Here is a 23087-nt window from a genome sequence, read left to right on the forward strand (position 1 = left end):
GAAAGTTGTTATTTTATGGCGGGTAAGACAGCCAGCATTGTTATTGCTTCTATATAAGAAAGCCATGTCAAAATAGTATCTATTATTGATATGGCTTTTGTTTTTTTTATTATATCTTTTCTTTAATATTTTGCGCTGCTTCTAACAATCGCTTAGTTGGAAATGCATATTCTGCATAGTTTTCCCAACCTGATCCTGTCATTAATTTATCCTCTATAGCTCTGACAAATCGAATATAGAATTCACTATCTTCTAAAGGTTCATTATGTTCTAGAATTAGTTCTTCTAATTCTTCTATTTGTTCTGCATCATGTTGTCCGTTACATGTAGCTCTAGCGATAATTAATTCTTCAATTTCTGGAATCCAACCATATTTACTTATAATCTCTTCTATATGTTCACTCTGAAAAACCTCATGTCCCATATCCCAACATTTAAGGCATTTTGCATAAAAAGGAATATACTGTTTATCTGCCATAGCAAACTTGTATGCAGCTATATCTGCTAATTGCACCTCATCTCCTTCCCAATAATGCTCCTCATCAGTTTCAAAAATATTTAAGATAAAAGCTATATACTCTTCTACCTTATCTCTACTCTCTTTAAGATTTGCTACTTTACCCCAAAAAACACCATCGTAATCTACTTCTTTATCATTTTCATAAAAAGTCGTTTCGATAATGCTTTCACCTTCAGAAATAGCTTTTTTTATAACCTGCATTACAACATCTAATGCTTCATCTATAACTTCTTTTTTATCTAATGTTTTACAATGAATATGATATATCTTTTTATCATCTTGCTTAAAATATACATTACTAGATACCATGTTTACACTTATTGTTTATTTATTTTTTAGTAGAATTAAATTTATAATTTTAATAGTTCCTCTTATTTTAGTTTAACTATTTTTAACATGTATATTTTATCGTTTATTGCATTAAAATATGGCCTACAAAAAACCATTTATGCAAAAATCATTTTTTTAACAATTTCAATACATTTTTAATATTTTTCAATATCAAAAACTATCTTTTTTAGATTGTGTTTAACCTCTTATATTTCGTATCTTCACAAACTGAAAAAAATAACCCAAATCATTAGATTTTTATTTTCATATAAAAAGAATCTATACTTAACTTGGGAAATGGTTCAAACTTTAAAATAAAAACAAAACAATATGACAATCCAAGCATCAAAAATTATTTATACAAAAACTGATGAAGCCCCTGCATTAGCTACGTATTCGTTTCTACCTATTGTACAAGCGTATACAAAGGCTGCTAATATTGTCATTGAAACTAAAGATATTTCATTAGCAGGGAGAATAATTGCTAACTTTCCTGAAAACTTAACAGAAGAACAACGTCAAGCAGACGCTCTAGCTGAGTTAGGTGCTTTAGCAAAAACTCCTGAAGCTAATATCATCAAACTTCCTAATATCAGTGCTTCTATTCCGCAGTTAAAGGCTACCATTAAAGAATTACAATCTCAAGGATATGATCTACCTAATTATCCTGAAGAACCACAAAACGATGCCGAAAAGCAAATCAAAGCACGTTATGATAAAATAAAAGGTAGTGCTGTAAATCCTGTATTAAGAGAAGGAAACTCTGATCGCAGAGCTCCTAAGCCAGTAAAGCAGTATGCAAAAAACAATCCTCATTCTATGGGGGCTTGGTCTGCTGATTCTAAATCTCATGTTGCTACAATGACTAGCGGGGATTTTAGATCAAACGAACAATCGGTTACTATTGCAGACAATACAAACGCTAAAATTGAATTTGTAAATGCTAATGGTGAAGTAACTGTTTTAAAAGAAAGTATTGCATTACTTAACGGTGAAATCATCGATGCTACAGTAATGAGTAAAAAAGCTTTATTAGCTTTTCTTGAAGCTCAAATTGCTGATGCAAAAGCTAATGATGTTCTTTTCTCTTTACATATGAAAGCTACCATGATGAAGGTTTCTGACCCTATCATTTTTGGTCATGCTGTAAACGTATTCTTTAAGAATGTATTTGCTCAACATGGTGCTGTTCTTGAAGAATTAGGTGTTGAAGTAAATAATGGTTTTGGTGATTTAATTAATAAAATACAAACACTACCAGAAGATCAAAGAACTGCTATAGAAGCAGATATCGAAGCTTGTTATGAGAATGGACCTAAACTAGCAATGGTAGACTCTGATAAAGGTATTACAAATTTACATGTACCTAGTGATGTTATTATTGATGCATCTATGCCTGCTATGATCCGTAACTCTGGTCAAATGTGGGATGCAGAAGGAAAAACACAAGATACTAAAGCTGTAATTCCTGATAGTAGTTATGCTGGTATTTACCAAGAAACTATTGATTTCTGTAAAAAACATGGTGCATTTGATCCTACTACTATGGGTACAGTCCCTAATGTAGGGTTAATGGCTCAAAAAGCAGAAGAATATGGTTCTCATGATAAAACATTTGAAATTTCTGGAAACGGAACTGTTAGAGTTGTTGATGTTAACGGTACTACTTTAATAGAGCACAATGTTGAGCAGGGTGACATCTGGCGTATGTGTCAAGTAAAAGATGCTCCTATTCAAGACTGGGTTAAATTAGCTGTAAGTAGAGCTAGAGCAACAAACACTCCTGCTGTATTCTGGTTAGACAAAAATAGAGCTCACGACGCTCAATTAATCGAAAAAGTAAATGCTTATTTACCAAATCACGACACTACTGGATTAGACATTAGAATTTTATCTCCTATTGAAGCAACTCGTTTCTCTTTAGAAAGAATTAAAGAAGGTAAGGATACGATCTCTGTAACAGGAAATGTTTTACGTGATTATAACACAGACTTATTCCCTATTCTAGAATTAGGAACAAGTGCAAAAATGTTATCTATCGTACCATTAATGAATGGTGGTGGTTTATTTGAAACTGGTGCTGGAGGTTCTGCTCCAAAACACGTTCAACAATTTACTAGCGAAAACCACTTACGTTGGGATTCTCTTGGAGAATTCTTGGCTCTTGCTGTTTCTCTTGAATTCCAAGGAGAAAAAGATAACAATCAAAAAGCTATTGTATTAGGTGATGCTTTGGATCAAGCAACTATAAAATTCTTAGAAAATAAGAAATCACCTTCACGTAAAGTAAATGAATTAGACAATAGAGGAAGTCATTTCTATCTTGCTATGTATTGGGCTCAAGCATTGGCTGCTCAAACTAAAGATGCAGAATTACAAGCGTTATTTACACCTATAGCTGCTCAACTTTCTGATAATGAATCTAAAATTGTTGAAGAATTAAATACGGTACAAGGTGTAACTGTTGATCTAGATGGATACTACAATCCTAACGAAGATAAGGCAACAGCTGCCATGAGACCTAGTCAAACTTTTAATACTATCTTAAGCGAATTAGCTTAATTTCTATATTTAAAAGAATTAAAGGCTGTTTTGTATAAAACAGCCTTTCTTATTTCTATGATATATCATTCTCAAATTTAGATTACTCTGCTATTCTATCTAATCGTTTTTATTTTAATGTGTGATATGAGTATTATCACTCTAGAATTCATTTGAAAATAGTACTTTTACCTCATGAATTTTACCAAAACAACAGAACAAGATTCTAATCATCGCCATCTTGAAAAAATGTCGGTTAATGAGTTATTAACTCATATTAATAATGAAGATAAAACTGTTCCTCTTGCTGTAGAAAAAGCCATTCCTCAAATAGAAGAACTTACTACTATAATTGTAAATCGTCTTAATGATGGAGGTCGTCTCTTTTATATGGGAGCTGGTACTAGTGGTCGATTAGGTATTGTAGATGCAAGTGAATGCCCTCCTACTTTTGGAGTATCTCATGATCTTGTAATTGGTTTAATCGCTGGAGGAGACTCTGCTATAAGAAAAGCGGTCGAATTTGCAGAGGATAGTACTACTCAAGGGTGGGAAGATTTAAAAGAGCACCATATTTCATCAAAAGATGTTGTTATAGGTATTGCTGCTTCTGGAACAACTCCATATGTTATTCATGCGTTACAAATGTGTAACCAGCATCAAATTGCAACTGGTTGTATTACTTGTAATCAAGGAAGTCCGCTAGCTCAAACAGCTCAATATCCTATAGAAGTTGTTGTAGGCCCAGAGTTTGTTACTGGTAGTTCTCGTATGAAAGCAGGAACTGCTCAGAAATTAGTCCTCAATATGATTTCTACAACTACTATGATTAGATTAGGTAGAGTAAAGGATAATAAAATGGTAGATATGCAGCTTAGTAATCATAAGTTAGTAGATCGAGGTACCCGTATGCTAGTCGAAGAATTAAAAATCTCATATAGCGATGCACAACATCTTCTAGAAAAGTATGGTAGTGTACGTAACGCAATTAAAAATTATGGATCGTAAACACACTGATAAAGAATTACTAGGAAAAGGAGTTCAACGTATGGCTCTAGCTATATTATTTATGTTTATTAGTCCTGTAATTCTACATTCTTCTTTTAAAAATCAGGATCACCCGATGTTTGTTCCTATTTTAGTTTTAGGACTTTGCGGAACTGTTTTTGCAATTTTTATGGCTTTTAGAGGCATCAAAACTATTATGGATGCCTTCTTTGGGAAGAAGAAATCTTAAATAAAAATCCACTTATAATTTAAACATAATTTTTAAATCATAAGTGGACTTAATATTTTTATATCTATATCCCTTCTCTCTTTTTATTAATAGGAGAAGTAGGATTATATCCAAAACCTGAAATTTTTAATTCTATTCCTAAAAAGGAAAGAATATAACCTATTACAGCATAATGGTGTATTGCGTGACTATTAGCATGAGCCAATATGCTTTCGAGTGTATAATCAACAGTTACTTTTCCTTGTCCTAAATTATCTGTTACATGCAATAAATAATCTGTATTTGCTCCAACGAAAGAATTTAAGGTTTCTTGCAATTCATAAATAAATGCTTTTGCTGCTTCCTTATCTGTAGCTATAGTTTCATCTCTTTTACGAGCTGTCAAATCTACATTATTTGTATCTAATCCGCCTATAATACAATTAAAAAAATCGAGAACGTGTCGTATATGAGATCCTATACTAGAATAATATGGTGCTACACTAGCATCGCAGTAAGTTTTGTCATCTATAGCATCTATTAAAGATATAGCACTACTTAAATTTTTGTTGATAGAGGATATAATTATTGCTTTCATAAAGATATAGGCGCATTTTAATCGATTAACTTACACTAAACTGAATTATTTTTTAACAAAAGTAAGGCGATATAATTTAACAAGACTTAGTAATTGTCATTAATTGTTTATTTAAAATTTTATATGGTTACAATTCACTCTGGCATAAAAAATGCTGTTCATTATTGTAACCCAAATTTAAAAAGTTGTATTTTTGTATATCTTTTTTATTACAAAGTTTGAAAAACCTATGAAAAAAGCATTACTTTTTACTAGTTTATTATTTTTCTGTGCATTTGCAAATGCTCAAAAAACGTTTGAAGATGTTCTGTCGGCAGCAGCTTACGCAAAAAAGCATATCCGTCAAGCTTTTATTGTAAATAATATAGAACATAGTCATCAATATGCCGAGAAAGCGATTGAAGCTTTATTAGAAGTAGAACGTCTTACTGATTTATACGGATGTTATGATTCTAATAGTTTAGCTTATGATGCTCGTGATAATATGGAAAGTTCTATAGAGCAAGATACTTGGGAAAGAAGTAGATTTTATGCTAAAAGAGCTGAAAAAATAGCTACTGAGCTTTTGGTAGAATTAAATAAATGTGATATTAAAACAAATTTCACAACATCTTCTGATACTCAAGAAGAGAGTACTTCTTCTGAAGGTGCATCTACTACTACTACTGCCACTAAGACATCAACTGCAATTGAATCTGCTCAAGCAGCTATTCAACAGCATCAAAATGAAATGGATCGTCAACGTGCTGAATTATTAAGAAAGCAACAAGAATTAGAAGCTCAACAAAAAAGACTAGCTGAAGAAATTGAACTTCAAAAGCAAAAACAAGCCAAGCTAGAGGCAAAACGAGCTGCTGAACTTAAACAGCAACAAATTGTTCAACAAAAAGCTCAAGAAGCTTTATTAAAATTAGAAGCTGTTTTAGAAGAATTAAGTTTGATTTTTGATAAACGTTCTATGTTTGCTTCTGATAAGCGTTATATAAGAAGCGAAGAAATTCTTCAAGCTGAGACTTTAAGACAGACTAAATCTTTTTATGCAAAACAAGCTAAACGTTTATCTGAGACAGGGATTAAGCAATTTTCTAATTATATCAAGGATTAAATTGTTTTTCAAAATACACAAAAGGCTTACAATATCTGTAAGCCTTTTTTTATTCTTTTAAAATGTAAATCGTTTTCTTTATTTTTTTCACTCTTATTTTGATCTCTTTATAAATCCATTCTTCACCTTCTTTTATTGCTATAATATCCATTTTGGCCTTTTGCTTTATTCCGTGTATGGGTAAAGTTAATGTTAGCTTTTTATAATCTTCAAAAAAAAACACTTCTCCAGATATAATTTCTCCCACAGTAATGGTATCTCCTATACATGCTTTTACCTCTTTATTCGCTCTTACTTGTTCAAGAGGTTTTTCATAAATCGAAGTATCTGCATATATAGCTGCGTATTGTGGTATAGCCTCTCCTATAAACATATATATCACTCCTATTATGATTATTATAAAAATGAGTCCTCCTATTCCCCATCTTCTCAGTTTATACTCCATAACAATAATTACGCTATTCTAATATTATATTTAGATAATAATCCATGAACTTCACTTCTATCAAACTTTGCTCCATTTATTTGATTTAGTTCAGGATCCAAACTATAGTTCTTTGCTGTTGTAAAATCTGCTTTTTCTAATCTTGTTCTTACAAAAGTAGTTGTATCTAAATCACAAGATTCAAATACAACTTCGGTTAAATCTGTATCTTCAAAATCGACTCCGTGTAATTTACATGAATTAAATTGCTGTTTACGCATTCTCATTGCTCTAAAAGAAGCATATTCTATAATACATTGTGTAAATGTTACCGAAAATAAGAAATCATCACATTCATTAAATTGAATTCCTACTAATTTACTCTCTATGAATGCGCTATCTTTAAATACTGTTTTTTTTACTGAAGTATTACTAAAATTACATTGAACAAATTCACATTCTGTAAAAATAACATTAGCCAAATTCGCCTCGGTAAAATCACAATTAGAGAATATACAATTATCATATTCTCCTTTTACAAATTTTGTATGTTTAAAATCTTTGTCTTTAAAATTTTGATCTAGAATCAATTCCATATATCTACATAGAGTTCTTTATAATTATCCAAAGTAATAATTTCAATACCGACTGATTCTAAAAAAAAGCGTTTTCCTTCAGAAATTTTACTTCTTGATGTACTTTTTTCTATATACCACCCTTTTTGAGTCGTTTTTGTCTTCTTAAAATATTTTGCTCTTTCTATAAGTAACCATCTAATAAAGACTTCGGTTTCGTCTAATCCTAATCCCAGTATCATTATAGGTTTATGAAACACTATATCTAACCAGGTATTGCTTCCGTTCCATACAGCATCTTGAGCATAAAGATTTTGATATCCTTTATGTATAAATTTTCGAGCTTGAGCTACATTTCCCATATATTGAGACAATCCCAATTTAATGCTTCTGTGGTATTTAATCATACCATTAATATGCCATATCCCAAAACCTGCTGTAGGTGTAGTTAGTTGTTCTGTTCCATAATAACACGACCATGGATAATAATCTGTAAATGGAGTTGTTACAATCTTATACATTTTTAACTGCATTGTTTGCTGCATAAGATTATCAAAATTTGTAGTCAATATAGGTGCTTTTATTGACCTTATCTTTTGTAATAAATGATTTTGTTCAGCAGAGCCTTTCCATAACTGCATTGCTGACTGCACTTGTTTTTGTATCTCTCCTCCTAGGTTCTTTTCTTTTTTGCTTTGGATTTCGAGTATATCAAAAAACTCAGTGAACGAAATTCCTTCAGGAATATAAGTTATCTTATTTTCTTCTGTGTTATTATTCCACAAGTTGAGTAATAAATCACTCCACGAAACAGAAGCTTCATGATAATAACGATTAATACCATTACCTACCATAAAAGAAATTTTGCTTGCATGAGTAGCAATTAAATCTTGTATATAAGCTACATTCGAGCTTTTATTTAAGTTCATTAAAAAGGAGTAAGCTTTTGATTTCTCCTAATTTAATGATTTCTATTTTCTTATAATGAATATTGTTTATCTAAATTTCGCTTAATGATTGTAAACTGTATTAAAAAGTACACTCCAAAACTTAATGCACCATATACAACTATATTAGAAAACTCTAATTTATTTACACTCATTCTTTCTTTATATGCATTTAACCAAGATACATCCAAAAACGACAATCCCATATATTTTGCTACTATAACAAATCCAATAAAAGCGCTTATTAGCATTCCCCAAACCATTTTTGAGATTAATGGTTTATACACTATTTCTATAGGTTGTTTTTCTACAGCATTAATTTCTTCTATTTCTTGCATTACTTGAAAAGTAAAATCAACAGAAGGCTTTTCTAGTCCTGCATCTTTCACCAAATCTTCAGTAAGTTTTTCTAAAGGGTCATATTGCTCTTCCATTTTTTCTACTTATTTCGGGTAATACATTATGTTTCAGTATCGAATATAATTGTTTTCGACTTCTATGCAACTTAATTTTAACATTATCTACAGTTAAACCTGTTATTGTTGCTATTTCTTTTACTTTTTTATCTTCAAAATAATAAAATGTTATTATTGCAGCTGCTTCTGGAGGTAGTTTTAAAATTCCTTCTTTTATAATCTGTGTACGTTCTTTTTGTTCTAAGTAACTTAATCCATTTTCTATCTCCTGTGCATCTCCTTCATTCACTTCTTCTATCAATGTATATGTATAGTGTACTTTATTCTTTTTGATCTGATCTAGACTTTTGCGATACGCTATAGTATATAACCATGTAGAAAATTTAGCATCTCCTCTATAACTTTTTAATGATTGATATGCTTTGATAAAAGTATCTTGAGCTACTTCTTCTGCTTCATCTCTATTCTTTACTAAACGATATACTATAGTAAATACAAAACTTTTATATCGATTCACCAATACCGAAAATGCATTGACATTACCGTCTAGTACTTCATTAATATAATATGTGTCTGATGGTTGGTTCATTTCTCTTATGACTTCCCTTCAAGCATTTTGGTTACACTTAAAATACAAAAAGATTATTTTTTATTCTAAAAAACACATAAAAAACTAAAAACAAACAAGTTAACAAAACACTTCTCTAATACTAGTTTACTTTTTTTAAACTTTTTCACTTTTTTTGTAACCACTTTTTGTCTTTTCTGGTCATAGAAAGAAAGTCAACAAGTTTTAATTTTTAAAAATATACATTATGGGAGCTGAAGTTATCGTATTACCTATCATCTTTGGAGCAATTTTTGGGATTTTCTACCTTTATATTTCTTCTAGACATAAAGAACGTTTAGCCTTAATTGAAAAAGGAGGTGATGCTTCTATATTTTACAATAGTAAGAATAGAAAATCGCATCCTATATGGAAAATCATAATTCCTAATTTATCATTACTATTAATCGGTATTGGTCTAGGTATTTTTATAGGTGGTCTTTTACACTATACTTTTGGAGTAAGAGAAGATATTGCTTATCCTGGTACTATCTTTCTTATGGCTGGTATCGGATTATTTACTGGTTTTAAAATTACCCAGAATTTAGATTAAACTATACTTATAAAAGAATAAGAAAAGGGTGTTTGAAAATCAAACACCCTTTTTATTTATTTAAGATTTAATCGATTTTTAAAAATCGTATTCTTCTTCTTTTTCTATCACTATCTTTTCTCCTTTACAGTGCTCTAGAACATATCTACCAGCTGGTAATAAACTTAAGTCTATTTTTGCTGTAGTTTTCATAAGAACAATATCTCCTGATTCTAATTCAAAAAGTTTGATACTGTCACCTCTTTTAAATTCAACAACAGTAACTACATCTCCTTCTCTTTCAATTAATAGATCTTTATCTGCTGCAAACATTGTTGTAGTAAAGATCAAACATAAAATAATAGCAATTTTTTTCATTCCCCAAATATTTAAACTGTAATAATAATACGTTTTTACCCTACAAATATATTAGCTATATCTACTTCTAGAAAAAAGTATTTCAACTTTTAGACCAATTGTTAATTATACTAGACAAACAACACAAAACTGCATTTTTTAGAGGTAATTTTAGTCATAAAAACCCGTTTTTTTCCCCTAATCCATTATAAAAAAACTTTCTAAAACATAGGTTATCAAACGCATAGCATTCCTTACAGCATTTTAGGCTCTCTACTGTTTTTTTATCTATGATATGTATCATTTCCTTTTTATTTTTTTATTACCTTATTCTTAATCAAGATATTATTCGCCTTTCTTTTATTTTTTCACAAACTTTTTAAAAACAAAAAAAAGTCATTGATTTCTCAATGACTTCTCCCTAATTAACACATTTATATAATTACACTACTGTAATTCAATATCACTATACTTGGCATTAATAATAATTGCCTTTTCCGTATTTCTAGAAGTTTGAAATCCACTAATCACTTCTCCTCCAAAACTCTTTCTCGCTTTAACTTCTAAGGATGATGGTAACTTCACTCTACTCATCCCTCCGCTATATGTAAAATTAAATGCTGTCTTGGGAGCTGCTATTTTAATATCACTATTTTCTAATATTACATCTAGCGCTGTAAAGGATTTACTCATATTAGCTATAATAATATTTCCAAAACTTCCTGCTATAGCTCCTTTTTCATTTAATTCTTCTATATATATATTACTTGAATCTGCATTTACTTGAATCGTATTTGCATTTCCGATTCTACAATTCTTCACGTAGTTTGCTACTAATCTCCCCTGTTTCCATTCTTGAATAACAATAGGTGAATACGATACCCTTATATCTGTTTGTGCTCCATCTACTACATTTGCACTTAATTGTGTATGTGACAATGATGCTTTTACATTATTTGCATACTCTGGCAAGGCTACTTTACCATGTCTTACATTCAACCTCATCAATGCATCTTTAGGCATCTTTACTTTAATAATCCTATTACTTGTTGTGTTTTTATTTTCACTTCTTGTCGTATAGGTTATTGTAATATTCCCATCATTTGCTGCCATTTGATTAATAAATTGGGATGCCCAAATTTCCATTTCACGACTAAATTGTCCTCTCCATTGTCCTTCTCCTGATAAATCCTGTTGACTTACATTAGGAATACTCTTTACATCTTTTGTCAATTGGTTAGACCAATTTTTCACGACAGAATTTGCATTGTTTCCAAATTTTTCTTTGATCTGCTTTTCCCATTGTGCGACATACTTCTCTTCATTTTTCTGGTACTCATTAGCATTAAAATTAAGACTCGCTAAATTTTCTTTTAAAGCACTAGGCATAGGATTATTATCAATCCCTTTCATTATCGGTGCCAATAATTCTTTGATCTTAGGGTTAAGTGCTTCAAATTCTTTAGCGTTCTGAACGTTAATTTGGGTCACATTCTCACTCCATCTAGGGTTGCTCTTTGCAATAGATCTTATCGTCACTTCTCTACTATTCCCTACTGCATCTATTTGCCATGTATCTTCAAGATATTTAGCTTGCTCATCATTAAGTGATTCGCTATCTACATAAGCCTCTACCTGTATGGTGTTCTTATTCCATGTTTCAAAAATAACATTGGTATAACTTGTTGTTAAGTTCAACGTTGCATCTTTATTAACGGTAAACTTTTCTTGAAGCTTGTATGAATGCTGTGCAAATACATTACCGATACAAACCAGTCCTAATATAATTAGAGCGTTATGTCGTTTGTTCTTGATAATATTCTTCATTCGATAAGTGTTCAATTTCTTTTAATTTATCTTTTAATTTTTTCAATAGTTCTAATCGCATTTGTAAATTTTCGATCATAGCCTCTATACTTAACTCATTAGGACCAAACTCTACTAATTCTGTGTTCAAACGCTCATATTCTTTATTAAGCTTTTCTAATCTTACCTTAAAACTATCGACTAATTCTTTATTGTTTTCATTAACTTCAATCTGAGAGAGTTCAAAGTTGATACTGGTAAGAAAATAATTCTCCGTTTTCTCGTATTCTGGAGAGATATTAGCCAAGTGTGATTGTTTTTTAATTACAGTAGAAGGAGGAGCTTTTTCTTCTGCATTAACAATTTCTTGTCTTGTTTGTTCTCCTTCTGGATACCATTTCATAGCTGTAAATGAAATAGAGAAGATAACAACTACACTAGCAGCTATCTTTAACCAATTAAAATCTGGTTTCTTTTTCTCTACAGGGAATTCTTTTTCTAGCATAGCCATAAAACGATCTTCGTGACCTGCTCTTAAACGCTCTGTAGGCAAACTGCGATCTTGTTTTAATAACTCTCTAATATCTTGTGCCATTTCTCAAATGTTTTAATTCTTCTTGCAACTTCTTCTTTCCTCGATGTACTAATGTTCTAGACGAAACCGGGGTTATATCCAATATTTCGCTTATCTCGTTATGATCATACCCTTCTATTAAAAATAACATCACGGCATATCTATATTTTTCAGGAAGCTTTTCTATAGCATCCTTAATTTCTTGAACAGTAACAGAATCTGCTACAGACCAATCTTCTTGATCGTCTACAGTAGCCATTACTTGTTCATTAATTGCGACCATGTTTAATTTTTTAGCTTTTAGCATATCAATACTTTTATTGATAACGATACGCTTTAGCCAAGCTCCAAAAGTCACATCTCCAGTAAATTGATGTAATCTTGCAAATGCTTTAATAAAAGATTCTTGCATAGCTTCTTCTGCTTCAAAAGAGTCTTTTAAAAATCGTAAGGCTACATAATACATCGCATCACAATACTTATTGTATAGCTGCATCTGTGCTTTACGATCATTTGCTCTACATCGCTCTATCAGTTCGCTTTGTAACAAAATCTTTTAATTTAGTTAGTGGTTATAATACTCATTGTTATTATTCATTTATATAGACGTGCTCGTCTTATCGATGTTGCAACTTGTCTAATAAAAAATATCTTTTCTTCTATCTTACTACAAAAGTAATGTCTTATAACCTTTTCATTGTCAATTCTTTTTAATTATTATAGCCTATACCTTATTTATTTTAATGTTTTTTACACTCTTCTTTTTAGTATTTTTACTCAGCTCTTACTATTAACTTCTTTAATATTAAAAACATAGTCATGTCTAAACTTTTAAAACGCCTGTTAATCGCTATAGTCGGAATCTTTATTTTAGGTTATTTAGGTTTTTCCTTTTTAAGAATGAATACCAAAAAACATAGTCCCGAAGAAACGATTACACACACTATTGAAAATATTGATTTCTCTGTATTTTATAATCGTCCATATAAAAAGGGGCGTATCATTTTTGGAGACTTAATCCCTTATGGAAAAGTATGGCGTACTGGAGCTAATGAAGCTACTACTTTTACTACTTCTAAAGATATTACCATAGATGGTTCTTTATTAAAAGCGGGAACCTATAGTCTATGGACCATACCAAATGAAAAATCCTGGAAAGTTATTTTTAATTCTAAAGTAAATGATTGGGGTGTTAACATGAGTGGAGAAGCTGCTAGAGAAAAACAATATGACGCTCTCACGATCGAAGTACCTGTAACGTATTTAAAAGATCCTGTAGAGCAATTCACTATATATTTTGAAGATGCAAATGGTTTTTCAATACTATATCTTACTTGGGATACTACAGCTATAGCAGTTCCTATAGGATACGCTTCTTAATGTATTATTCATACCTTTGTTGTAAAGCTTTTATATAGTGACCGAATCAACTAAACATACACCCAAAGACCAACCTATTCAAAAAGTACCGCCTAGTACTAATCTCAATGCGATTAATAGATTTAAACGCAAGCAAAAAAAAATGGAGTCGGCAGTACAAATGACACAGGATATCGTTAATGGTAATACCACTGTATTAAGTAAAGCCATTACGTTGATTGAAAGTACACATCAAAAGCATTTTAAACTTGCTCAAGAACTTATTGAACAATGTCTACCTTATGCCAATAATTCTATTCGTATAGGAATTACAGGTGTACCTGGAGTAGGGAAAAGTACTTTTATAGAAGCATTAGGTAATCTTTTAATCAAACAAGGTAAAAAAGTAGCTGTATTAGCTATTGATCCTAGTAGCTCAATTTCTGGAGGAAGTATTTTAGGTGATAAAACCAGAATGGAATCTCTTGTTCGTTCTGACCATGCTTTTATTCGCCCTTCTCCTTCTGGAAAATCATTAGGTGGTGTCGCTCAAAAAACTAGAGAATCTATTATTCTTTGTGAAGCTGCAGGATATGATATTATAATTGTTGAAACGGTAGGTGTAGGTCAAAGCGAAACTGCTGTACACAGTATGGTTGATTTCTTTTTACTCCTTAAACTAGCTGGTGCCGGTGATGAATTACAAGGGATTAAACGCGGTATTATAGAAATGGCAGATGCCATTGTTATCAATAAAGCCGATGGTGATAATATCAATAGAGCAAAACATGCCAAAAATCAATTTAATAAAGCTTTACATCTTTATCCTCCTACAGAGAGTAATTGGATCCCAAAGGTATTAACTTGTAGTGGTTTGCAACATGAAGGAATTCTTGACATCTGGAAACTTATTAAAGAGTATGTTGGGTTAACACAATCTAATCAATATTTTGAACATCGCCGTAAGCAACAAAATGAATTTTGGTTGATACAAACAATAGAAGATCAACTTAAAAATGCTTTTTATGAACACCCCAAAGTACATACTACCTTACAGGAACTTACTACACAGTTAAAACAAAATAAAATTACTCCTTTTGCGGCAGCACATTCTTTATTAAACTTATATAAAGACAGTTGATATCCTATATCAGATTTGCTTTATAATTAAAAGTTCTTATTTTTAAACATACAATTCATCAAAAAAATATTATTCCTGCTATGGAAATGACATTAGAATACTGGAATGCTCTAGCGAATCAAACTTTATTAATCAGTTCTTTATTAAGTGGTTTTTCTATTACTGTTGTTATAAGTATTTTGGTCACTGATAACGACTCTAAAGTGATAAATCGCATCTTAAAACTTGCCACTATTTCTTCAGGATGTTTTCTTGTTACAGTATTTGCTATGACACAGATCAGTATGATTACCACTCCTGGAGGTTATATTAAAAATATAACGACAGATGATTTTTTAGTACCTAGAGTAATTGGTATTTTTACTTTTATGATTGGGCTCTTCAGTATCTCGGGAATTCTAGCACTTTCTGGTTGGGTAAAGTCAAGAAAAACAGGCATCTTTACAACTATAGTAGGTATACTAACCTTATTATTGATTTTTATTACTATGATTCGAATTAGCTTAGGGTAATCAATCTTCTTTAATTTTTTCTCCTATTACTAATGTATTAGATCTTCCTACATTAAGATGTTTTTCTATCTGTATCTGGTTTGCTAGATGCATTTGAAGCTTTTTAATTACTGGAACTATTATTTGAGTATTCATCCCTGCATTAAACAAAAACTTTCCTTTAGGTAGTAATCTTTGCGAAATTGCTTCAAAAAAAGAAGCTTCATAAAATTGTTGAGGCACTTGATCATCTACAAAAAGATCTATAATAATCAAATCATAAAAATTTTTATCCCTATCTATAAAAGTCAAGGCATCTTCGCATATAATTTGAAATGAAGAATTTGATGTAATAGCAAATTCATGTGCTGCTACATCAATAATTACTTCATCAATTTCTACTGCAGTAATAGCTACCCTTTTTCCATAGCATTGATAAATAGTAGGAATCACACTCCCTCCTCCTAATCCCAAAACCAATATATGAGCATCAGGTTTTACGTTAATTTTTTTTAATCCATATTGCAAAATTCGCTGTAGACTTCCATAAGAATAATTTGCATTGGCTGTATCTAAAACTTTAGTACCATTAACCCAAGTGATTTCTAGCAAACCATTATGTTTTGATGGAATAGTTTTGGATACTATAGGCATCAAATAACTCAGTATTTTTTTCATAGACAATTTGGGGGTAAAATTGCTTATTCATTAAGATTGCCAAAAGTACTTGTTTCCTATCAATTCCATATAACTTTTTAGTTTAAAAAAAGAACATATCAAATCATTGCAATAAAAAGCCTCAAATTTGATTCTAAAATTTGAGGCTTTTATTGTTTAAAGTATTTCTGAATCTGCTGGAGTTATTTCTTCTCCAGTATCTTCATCAAAATTCTCCATAGTAGCTGCTAATCGCTTACTTACCTTTACCAGATAAATCGTGTCTTCTGTACTAACTTCTATTGCTTCAACAATTTCGTTATGCATGTTTTTAAAAGAGATCACGTTTAAATCATCATATCCATCTGGATATTTTGCTACTAATAATTCTAAAATTTCTTTGGTTAATTTTTTGTAATCTACAATTACTCGTTTCATCTAATTTAGGTCATTTAAGAGCCGTCACCAGCCTTTTTATATCAGTTATTAAGTCTTCTAATCTAAATTCAATTATTTTTCACCACGCAAAAATAACTTCAAAATAGTGTATCAACACATACTTTTTCTTGATATAACATAGGCATAACATAACACGTCTATTTTTTCATATTTGCCATGTTATAGCAAAAACAAATACGCTCAATCTATTTCTTAAACAATAGAAATGCATAAAAAATAAGGATAGCCACTTACGTAACTATCCTTACACTGTAATCAATCAATCAAAGTGGATTATTCACACTTTATTAAAATGTTGTATTTGCTTTACACTTATATCTATAAGAAGACAAAATCTTCATTTTGTTACAAAAATACTATTCAAAATCATTATTTTTATAGGGGTAATCCCCTATTTTTATACCAGTATTTCACTTAATTTCATACAATCTCCCTATATTTTTATTGTGTTATTTTTTTACTTAAGTAATATGCTAAAACTTACTTTTTATTAAATAAAACTTATATTTACGAGACACTCTAAACAAAAACTCGTGAAAAAAACCTATGCCCTTAAGGTTAATGATACTCATACATTTGATCTTAATACTCAAGATGCAAATGCTTTAGACAGTATCGAGACGACCTCAAAAGAACAACATATTTTATACAAAAACACTTCTTATACTACCTCATTGGTATCCTCAGATTTTCATCAAAAAAAATATGCTGTTACCGTTAATGGTACTACATATGATGTCGCCATTGCCGATGATTTAGATATTTTAATTAAGACGTTAGGATTATCACTAGGAAGTACAAAGGTTGTAAATTCAATCAAAGCACCTATGCCAGGGTTGATTCTTAGTGTTAATGCTCAAATAGGACAAGAAATCAAAGAAGGAGACTCTTTAATTATCATCGAAGCTATGAAAATGGAGAATAATCTTACTTCACCTAGAGATGGTGTAATTAAGGATATTACCATAAAAGCTGGCGATACAGTAGAGAAAAATGCTTTATTGATCGAATTTGAATAATCAAAGCGTCTTAACTACATCTTATTATTTTTTGTATAAAGAAATACTACAACACAAATGAAAAAAATATTAGTGGCCAATCGAGGTGAAATTGCACTTCGAATCATGAAAACGGTCAAAAAAATGGGGATTAAAACTGTAGCTGTTTTTTCTAAAGCAGATCGTCAATCTCCTCATGTTACTTATGCAGACGAAGCTATTTGTATAGGTGAAGCTCCATCTAGTCAATCGTATTTATTAGGTGATAAAATTATAGAAGTTGCACAACAGTTACATGTAGATGCAATTCATCCTGGTTATGGTTTCTTAAGTGAAAATGCTGCTTTCGCGAAAGCTGTTACCGATGCAGGTCTTACGTTTATTGGTCCTGGTATCGAAGCTATAGAAAAAATGGGAAATAAGCTTGCTGCCAAAGAAACTGTTAAAGCTTATGATATCCCTATGGTTCCTGGTATTGATGAAGCTATTACCGATCCTGAAAAAGCTAAAACCATTGCAAAAGATATTGGTTTTCCTATTTTAATTAAAGCTGCCGCTGGTGGTGGTGGTAAAGGTATGCGCGTAGTTGAACGCGAAGAAGACTTATCTGAGCAAATGGATCGTGCAATAAGCGAAGCCGTTTCTGCTTTTGGTGATGGTTCTGTTTTTATTGAAAAATACGTAGGTTCACCTAGACATATAGAAATCCAAGTACTTGCAGATAGTCACGGTAATTTTGTTCACTTATTCGAGCGTGAATGTAGTGTACAACGTAGACATCAAAAAGTTGTAGAAGAAGCTCCTTCTGCCATACTCACTCCTGCTTTGCGAGAAGCTATGGGAACTGCAGCTGTTAATGTAGCTAAATCTTGTAATTACTTAGGTGCTGGAACTGTTGAATTCTTGGTAGACGAGAATCACAACTTCTATTTCTTAGAGATGAATACGCGTTTACAAGTAGAACATCCTGTAACCGAACTAATCACTCAGGTTGATCTTGTAGAACAGCAAATTCGTATAGCTCGAGGCGAAAAATTAAGTTTTACACAAGATGATCTTACGATAAAAGGACATGCATTAGAGCTTAGAGTTTATGCAGAAGATCCTACAGATAACTTTTTACCTAGTGTAGGCTTATTAGAAACTTATCAACGTCCTCAAGGCGAAGGCATTCGTGTAGATGATGGTTATGAAGAAGGAATGGAAGTTCCTATCTATTATGATCCTATGTTATCCAAACTCATTACTTATGGAGATACTCGAGAAGAAGCTATAGCTTTAATGAAAAAAGCTATTAACAATTACCAGATCAAAGGTATTAAAACAACCTTGCCTTTTGGAACTTTTGTTTGTGATCATGAAGCCTTTATTTCTGGAAACTTTGATACTCATTTTGTCAAACAGTATTATACTCCAGAGGTTCTTGAACAAGCTAGTCAACAAGAAGCAGAAATTGCAGCTTTGGTAGCACTTAAACAATACCTTGAAGATCAAAAACAATTACGAGTTCCTACGCATTAATTCCCTACTGTAATGAAAGAAGATATCTTAAAAGATTTAAACGATAAAATTGCTCAAGCACACCTAGGTGGGGGGCAAAAAAGAATAGAACGACAACACCAAAAGAAAAAACTTACAGCTCGCGAACGTATTGCTTACTTACTCGATGAAGGTTCTTTTGAAGAAATTGGTATGTTGGTAACCCATCGTACTACCGATTTTGGAATGCAAGATGAACTCTATTATGGTGATGGGGTTGTTACTGGTTATGGTACAATTAATGGGCGAATGGTATATGTTTTTGCACAAGATTTTACAGTTTTTGGTGGAGCTTTATCAGAAACTCATGCCGAAAAAATCTGTAAGATAATGGATCACGCCATGAAGGTTGGTGCTCCTGTAATAGGGTTAAACGATTCTGGTGGAGCTCGTATTCAAGAAGGAGTTCGTTCTCTAGGGGGGTATGCCGATATTTTTTATCGCAATGTACAAGCCTCTGGAGTAATTCCACAGATTTCTGCAATTATGGGACCTTGTGCTGGAGGAGCTGTATATTCTCCTGCAATGACCGACTTTACTATCATGGTAGAAGACACCAGCTATATGTTTGTAACAGGCCCTAATGTTGTTAAAACTGTAACTAATGAAGAAGTTTCGTCTGAAGAATTAGGTGGGGCTAGTACACATTCAACTAAGTCTGGAGTAACACATCTTACTGCTGCTAATGATATAGTTTGCCTAGAAGACATTAAAAGTTTATTGAGTTATATCCCTCAAAATAATAAAGAAAAGGTAGCGAACTTACCTTATACTCTAGGAGATGAAGTTCGTGAAGGCTTATCAAATATTATTCCTGATAGTCCTAATAAACCTTATGATATGCATACTGTGATTGAGCATATCATTGATGCTGATTCTTTTTATGAAATTCATAAAGATTATGCAGATAATATTATTGTAGGTTTTGCTCGTCTAGCTGGTCGCAGTATAGGGATTGTAGCAAATCAACCTATGAGTCTTGCTGGGGTATTGGATGTAAATAGTTCTAAAAAAGCAGCGCGTTTTACACGTTTCTGTGATTGTTTTAATATTCCGTTATTAGTATTGGTAGACGTTCCTGGATTCTTACCTGGCACCGATCAAGAATGGAATGGTATCATCACACATGGAGCCAAACTACTTTATGCATTAAGCGAAGCTACTGTACCTAGAATTACAGTAATTACTCGTAAAGCTTATGGTGGGGCTTATGATGTAATGAATTCTAAACACATAGGTGCTGATCTTAATTTTGCTTGGCCTTCTGCCGAAATCGCAGTGATGGGAGCCAAAGGTGCTAGTGAAATTATCTTTAGAAAAGAAATTGCAGCAGCAGATGATCCAGAATTAAAATTATCTGAAAAAGAAGCTGAATATGCCGCTAAGTTTGCTAATCCGTTTAAAGCGGCACAACGTGGTTTTATTGATGAAGTGATCTTACCTAAAGATACACGTCGAAAATTAATAAAAGGATTTGCTATGTTAGAACACAAAGAGGTTCATCGTCCAGAACGTAAACACGGTAATATTCCGCTATAAATTCAAAAAATAGACATATTAAGACTGTTCTTCTTGAGCAGTCTTTTTTTATTTATAAAATCCCTTCATAATAAACATAGGATTGTTTCAATGATTATTAATAACTTTAAGTTTTTATATTTTAAACTTAATCATGGAAACTCCTCATCAACTAGCAGCTCGTTTTAGCGAAGTCTTTCTTAACGGTAAATGGATTGCTAATACAAATTATAAAGAAAATCTTGCTACCGTTTCTTGGCAACAAGCTATTTACAAGATTGAATCACTTAACACTATTGGCATATTAACATTTCATATCAATTACTATCTTAAAGGTGTTCTTAAAGTACTTGAAGGGGGTACGTTAGATATTAAAGATAAATACAGTTTTGACGCTCCTCCTATCACTTCTTATACAGATTGGGATAACTTATATACAGACCTTATCACTAATGCCGAAAAGTTTGCTTCACATATCAACCATCTATCTCCTGAGCAACTAGAAGCACCATTTGTTGACCCTAAATATGGTTCTTATAGAAGGAATATAGAAGCTATGATCGAACATGCTTATTATCACTTGGGTCAAATTTCTTTAATTAAAAAAATGATACTCACTAAACAAACTAACTAGCAACACTTTACATAAAAAATCCTTATTTGTAATTTCTCTATTTATATCGTATCTTATAGAGAATCAATATCATACCTATGAAATTCAATAGCAAAAAGGATTTTATCTTTAAACTACTTGTCTTTGGTTTTAATACCATTTTCATAGGTATGCTTATTTATATTGTTGTATCCAAAGTCTTTGAACCACATGATTATAGCGTTATCTTACTTTTACTTTTAGCTATATTCTTATTATTTTGGGTATACTTTGATACTTCATACAAACTCACTAATACACACCTACATTATAGGAGCGGACCTCTAAGAGGTAAAATTCGTATTGATAATATTTCTGAAATTATAAAAGGAAAAACACTTTGGGTAGGTTTTAAACCTGCTACAGCTAATCATGGTCTTATTATTAGATACAATTCTTATAACGAAATTTATATCAGTCCAGAATCAAATGATGCTTTTATATCTAGGATTTTAGAAATTAACCCTGCTATTAAAATAATTTTATAGTTCATACTTTTTGAAATAGAAATCATTGAATCAATTAGTAGACTCTTTATATCATAATAATTATAGGAATTGCTATTGAAAGTATTAAAAGAATACCAAACATTATTAATACTGCAAATGCAGAAAGCGAAGAATCAAATACATCATTCTTTTTCCCGAATATTCTAAAAATCATTCCCCCTATCGCCAAATAAAATATAGGATCAAATATTAATGGACTTTTAAAAATCATATAACTAATAATTCCTATAAAAATGGATTGACCTATTATAAAAGAACTAATTGTTAAATGTTCAATAAAATTATAGCGTTTAAAAATCATTTTGGTTGTTAGTCCTAACGGAAAAATAAGCAGTACACAAAAGTTTTTAAAATATTCATGTATAAACCTACCTACTTTATAAGAAACTTCATAGATAGCTACTCCTTTAAACATATTTACATCTGCCTTTTCTTTTGTTGAAGGAAAGGCACTAACTATTAACAGGTATAATGTAACCGTTATAATTAAAAAAGAAATTGGATTTAAAATACCTTTTCGTCTTCCTTGAATATAATCATTAATAATCTCTTTAGGTTTTATAAATAAGGTTTTCATGTTATATAAAAAACCTTTATCCATATTGGTGACTGTCGAGATTGCTTCTTCAGTTATTGATAAAAGTGTTATTTTTTTTACCCCATATCGTTCTCCACAATTAGAACAATAGTTTCCTTTATTTTCTTGACTACAAAAAGTACATATCATTTCCCCTTTGATTTTATCTTACTCATTGTTAAACAAATGGCAACTTAGTTAAATACATGTAATAATACAAATTAATCTTATTTGCTTCTTTTAATACTAGATTATCATTAAAACAAAGCCATTTTACTCCTGTAGAATATTCATGTCGTTAATCGATTTTCTTTGTTTTAATTTACTATAGCTTCCTATCTCTTGAAAAAGCTATCTGTATTTTTAATTGCTAGTAATATTCCTCAACTTACTCGTTATGAATAATCAATTAGAGCTAACAGACTTAAAAAAAATCATACAAGATTTAATTTCCTTTATCGTCATTGATGGAAAAACATATGTAGACGATCGCTATCAAAAAGAATATATCACAAGCTATATTCGTTTATTTATCAAAGCTTTCAACCCAGAAAACACAGCTATTAACGCTGCTTATACCGAAGAAATCTCCAAAGATATTCTAAAGATTTTTGATGATATTTAATAAAACAAAAAGGG

General features: G+C 31.2%; 28 protein-coding genes. 14 read left to right on the plus strand and 14 right to left on the minus strand.

Annotated elements, in window-relative coordinates:
• Nucleotides 1-109: 109 nt before the first annotated feature.
• Entirely contained in the window at nucleotides 110-829 is a 720-nt protein-coding gene (locus tag ACYEKI_RS13215) for a hypothetical protein (protein ID WP_459211672.1), read from the minus strand.
• 351 nt (nucleotides 830-1180) lie between these two features.
• Between ACYEKI_RS13215 and ACYEKI_RS13220 the strand changes: the two genes are divergently transcribed.
• The 3 genes from ACYEKI_RS13220 (at nucleotide 1181) to ACYEKI_RS13230 (ending at nucleotide 4628) form a co-directional block, all read left to right on the plus strand.
• On the plus strand, nucleotides 1181-3412 hold the full coding sequence (locus ACYEKI_RS13220; protein ID WP_459211673.1) for an NADP-dependent isocitrate dehydrogenase: 2232 nt from the start codon (nucleotides 1181-1183) through the stop codon (nucleotides 3410-3412).
• A gap of 174 nt (nucleotides 3413-3586) precedes the next feature.
• A complete protein-coding gene (gene murQ / locus ACYEKI_RS13225) occupies nucleotides 3587-4399 on the plus strand; it encodes an N-acetylmuramic acid 6-phosphate etherase (RefSeq protein ID WP_459211674.1) in 813 nt (270 codons plus the stop codon).
• The gene (locus ACYEKI_RS13230) at nucleotides 4389-4628 is read left to right on the plus strand and encodes a DUF6095 family protein (RefSeq protein ID WP_459211675.1); all 240 of its coding nucleotides are present in this window, start codon (nucleotides 4389-4391) and stop codon (nucleotides 4626-4628) included. Before murQ ends, ACYEKI_RS13230 begins: the two co-directional genes overlap by 11 nt.
• Before the next feature lie 64 nt (nucleotides 4629-4692).
• Here ACYEKI_RS13230 and ACYEKI_RS13235 read toward each other — a convergent pair whose 3' ends face one another.
• Nucleotides 4693-5205: a DinB family protein gene (locus tag ACYEKI_RS13235; RefSeq protein WP_459211676.1), complete on the minus strand. Its 513-nt coding sequence runs from the start codon at nucleotides 5203-5205 to the stop codon at nucleotides 4693-4695.
• Between the two features lie 229 nt (nucleotides 5206-5434).
• On the opposite strand from ACYEKI_RS13235, the gene ACYEKI_RS13240 reads away from it, so the two are divergent.
• Nucleotides 5435-6310 carry a hypothetical protein gene (locus ACYEKI_RS13240; protein WP_459211677.1) on the plus strand — a complete coding sequence of 292 codons (876 nt, stop codon included), beginning with the start codon at nucleotides 5435-5437 and terminating at the stop codon, nucleotides 6308-6310.
• Between the two features lie 49 nt (nucleotides 6311-6359).
• Here the strand turns inward: ACYEKI_RS13240 and ACYEKI_RS13245 are convergent, their stop codons facing one another.
• The 5 genes from ACYEKI_RS13245 to ACYEKI_RS13265 are packed head-to-tail and all read right to left on the minus strand — an operon-like array spanning nucleotide 6360 to nucleotide 9261.
• Complete coding sequence (locus tag ACYEKI_RS13245) at nucleotides 6360-6755, minus strand: cytochrome c oxidase assembly factor Coa1 family protein (protein WP_459211678.1); 396 nt, start codon at nucleotides 6753-6755, stop codon at nucleotides 6360-6362.
• A gap of 8 nt (nucleotides 6756-6763) precedes the next feature.
• Nucleotides 6764-7330, minus strand: coding sequence for a pentapeptide repeat-containing protein (locus tag ACYEKI_RS13250; protein WP_459211679.1), 567 nt, complete (start codon nucleotides 7328-7330; stop codon nucleotides 6764-6766).
• Nucleotides 7321-8238 (minus strand): SIR2 family protein, encoded by a 918-nt coding sequence (locus ACYEKI_RS13255; RefSeq protein ID WP_459211680.1) that lies wholly within the window; start codon nucleotides 8236-8238, stop codon nucleotides 7321-7323. Before ACYEKI_RS13255 ends, ACYEKI_RS13250 begins: the two co-directional genes overlap by 10 nt.
• A gap of 50 nt (nucleotides 8239-8288) precedes the next feature.
• Nucleotides 8289-8690, minus strand: a complete 402-nt coding sequence (locus tag ACYEKI_RS13260; RefSeq protein WP_459211681.1) for a hypothetical protein — start codon at nucleotides 8688-8690, stop codon at nucleotides 8289-8291.
• Nucleotides 8674-9261, minus strand: coding sequence for an RNA polymerase sigma factor (locus ACYEKI_RS13265; protein ID WP_459211682.1), 588 nt, complete (start codon nucleotides 9259-9261; stop codon nucleotides 8674-8676). The genes ACYEKI_RS13260 and ACYEKI_RS13265 overlap by 17 nt, the downstream gene beginning before the upstream one ends.
• A gap of 226 nt (nucleotides 9262-9487) precedes the next feature.
• Here ACYEKI_RS13265 and ACYEKI_RS13270 point away from each other — a divergent pair, with 226 nt between their 5' ends.
• Entirely contained in the window at nucleotides 9488-9832 is a 345-nt protein-coding gene (locus ACYEKI_RS13270) for a DUF6249 domain-containing protein (protein ID WP_459211683.1), read from the plus strand.
• Nucleotides 9833-9910: 78 nt separating this feature from the next.
• Here the strand turns inward: ACYEKI_RS13270 and ACYEKI_RS13275 are convergent, their stop codons facing one another.
• From ACYEKI_RS13275 to ACYEKI_RS13290, 4 genes are all read right to left on the minus strand, one after another.
• A complete protein-coding gene (locus ACYEKI_RS13275) occupies nucleotides 9911-10189 on the minus strand; it encodes a hypothetical protein (RefSeq protein WP_459211684.1) in 279 nt (92 codons plus the stop codon).
• Nucleotides 10190-10615: 426 nt separating this feature from the next.
• On the minus strand, nucleotides 10616-11995 hold the full coding sequence (locus tag ACYEKI_RS13280) for a hypothetical protein (RefSeq protein WP_459211685.1): 1380 nt from the start codon (nucleotides 11993-11995) through the stop codon (nucleotides 10616-10618).
• A complete protein-coding gene (locus ACYEKI_RS13285) occupies nucleotides 11964-12569 on the minus strand; it encodes a hypothetical protein (RefSeq protein WP_459211686.1) in 606 nt (201 codons plus the stop codon). Before ACYEKI_RS13285 ends, ACYEKI_RS13280 begins: the two co-directional genes overlap by 32 nt.
• Nucleotides 12553-13044: an RNA polymerase sigma factor gene (locus ACYEKI_RS13290; protein ID WP_459211740.1), complete on the minus strand. Its 492-nt coding sequence runs from the start codon at nucleotides 13042-13044 to the stop codon at nucleotides 12553-12555. The genes ACYEKI_RS13285 and ACYEKI_RS13290 overlap by 17 nt, the downstream gene beginning before the upstream one ends.
• 323 nt (nucleotides 13045-13367) lie before the next feature.
• Between ACYEKI_RS13290 and ACYEKI_RS13295 the strand changes: the two genes are divergently transcribed.
• From ACYEKI_RS13295 to ACYEKI_RS13305, 3 genes are all read left to right on the plus strand, one after another.
• A complete protein-coding gene (locus ACYEKI_RS13295) occupies nucleotides 13368-13928 on the plus strand; it encodes a DUF2911 domain-containing protein (protein ID WP_459211687.1) in 561 nt (186 codons plus the stop codon).
• Nucleotides 13929-13965: 37 nt separating this feature from the next.
• The gene (gene meaB / locus ACYEKI_RS13300; RefSeq protein ID WP_459211688.1) at nucleotides 13966-15048 is read left to right on the plus strand and encodes a methylmalonyl Co-A mutase-associated GTPase MeaB; all 1083 of its coding nucleotides are present in this window, start codon (nucleotides 13966-13968) and stop codon (nucleotides 15046-15048) included.
• Nucleotides 15049-15128: 80 nt separating this feature from the next.
• Nucleotides 15129-15560: a hypothetical protein gene (locus tag ACYEKI_RS13305; protein WP_459211689.1), complete on the plus strand. Its 432-nt coding sequence runs from the start codon at nucleotides 15129-15131 to the stop codon at nucleotides 15558-15560.
• On the opposite strand, the gene ACYEKI_RS13310 is transcribed toward ACYEKI_RS13305, so the two are convergent.
• The gene (locus ACYEKI_RS13310; RefSeq protein ID WP_459211690.1) at nucleotides 15561-16217 is read right to left on the minus strand and encodes a spermidine synthase; all 657 of its coding nucleotides are present in this window, start codon (nucleotides 16215-16217) and stop codon (nucleotides 15561-15563) included.
• Between the two features lie 156 nt (nucleotides 16218-16373).
• Entirely contained in the window at nucleotides 16374-16634 is a 261-nt protein-coding gene (locus ACYEKI_RS13315; protein WP_459211691.1) for a hypothetical protein, read from the minus strand.
• 554 nt (nucleotides 16635-17188) lie between these two features.
• On the opposite strand from ACYEKI_RS13315, the gene ACYEKI_RS13320 reads away from it, so the two are divergent.
• The 5 genes from ACYEKI_RS13320 to ACYEKI_RS13340 all read left to right on the plus strand — a co-directional run bounded on the left by ACYEKI_RS13320 (nucleotide 17189) and on the right by ACYEKI_RS13340 (nucleotide 21850).
• A complete protein-coding gene (locus ACYEKI_RS13320) occupies nucleotides 17189-17674 on the plus strand; it encodes an acyl-CoA carboxylase biotin carboxyl carrier protein subunit (RefSeq protein WP_459211692.1) in 486 nt (161 codons plus the stop codon).
• A gap of 57 nt (nucleotides 17675-17731) precedes the next feature.
• On the plus strand, nucleotides 17732-19174 hold the full coding sequence (gene accC, locus ACYEKI_RS13325; RefSeq protein WP_459211693.1) for an acetyl-CoA carboxylase biotin carboxylase subunit: 1443 nt from the start codon (nucleotides 17732-17734) through the stop codon (nucleotides 19172-19174).
• Between the two features lie 12 nt (nucleotides 19175-19186).
• Entirely contained in the window at nucleotides 19187-20731 is a 1545-nt protein-coding gene (locus ACYEKI_RS13330) for an acyl-CoA carboxylase subunit beta (protein ID WP_459211694.1), read from the plus strand.
• A 133-nt stretch (nucleotides 20732-20864) separates the two neighbouring features.
• On the plus strand, nucleotides 20865-21344 hold the full coding sequence (locus tag ACYEKI_RS13335; RefSeq protein WP_459211695.1) for a DinB family protein: 480 nt from the start codon (nucleotides 20865-20867) through the stop codon (nucleotides 21342-21344).
• A gap of 77 nt (nucleotides 21345-21421) precedes the next feature.
• A complete protein-coding gene (locus ACYEKI_RS13340; RefSeq protein WP_459211696.1) occupies nucleotides 21422-21850 on the plus strand; it encodes a PH domain-containing protein in 429 nt (142 codons plus the stop codon).
• 46 nt (nucleotides 21851-21896) lie between these two features.
• Here the strand turns inward: ACYEKI_RS13340 and ACYEKI_RS13345 are convergent, their stop codons facing one another.
• Entirely contained in the window at nucleotides 21897-22598 is a 702-nt protein-coding gene (locus tag ACYEKI_RS13345; protein WP_459211697.1) for a DUF3667 domain-containing protein, read from the minus strand.
• A gap of 247 nt (nucleotides 22599-22845) precedes the next feature.
• Between ACYEKI_RS13345 and ACYEKI_RS13350 the strand changes: the two genes are divergently transcribed.
• Complete coding sequence (locus tag ACYEKI_RS13350) at nucleotides 22846-23073, plus strand: hypothetical protein (RefSeq protein WP_459211698.1); 228 nt, start codon at nucleotides 22846-22848, stop codon at nucleotides 23071-23073.
• The last annotated feature ends 14 nt before the right edge of the window (nucleotides 23074-23087 follow it).

The sequence above is a fragment of the Aquimarina rhabdastrellae genome, assembly GCA_947387485.1.
Taxonomy (GTDB): Bacteria; Bacteroidota; Bacteroidia; order Flavobacteriales; family Flavobacteriaceae; genus Aquimarina.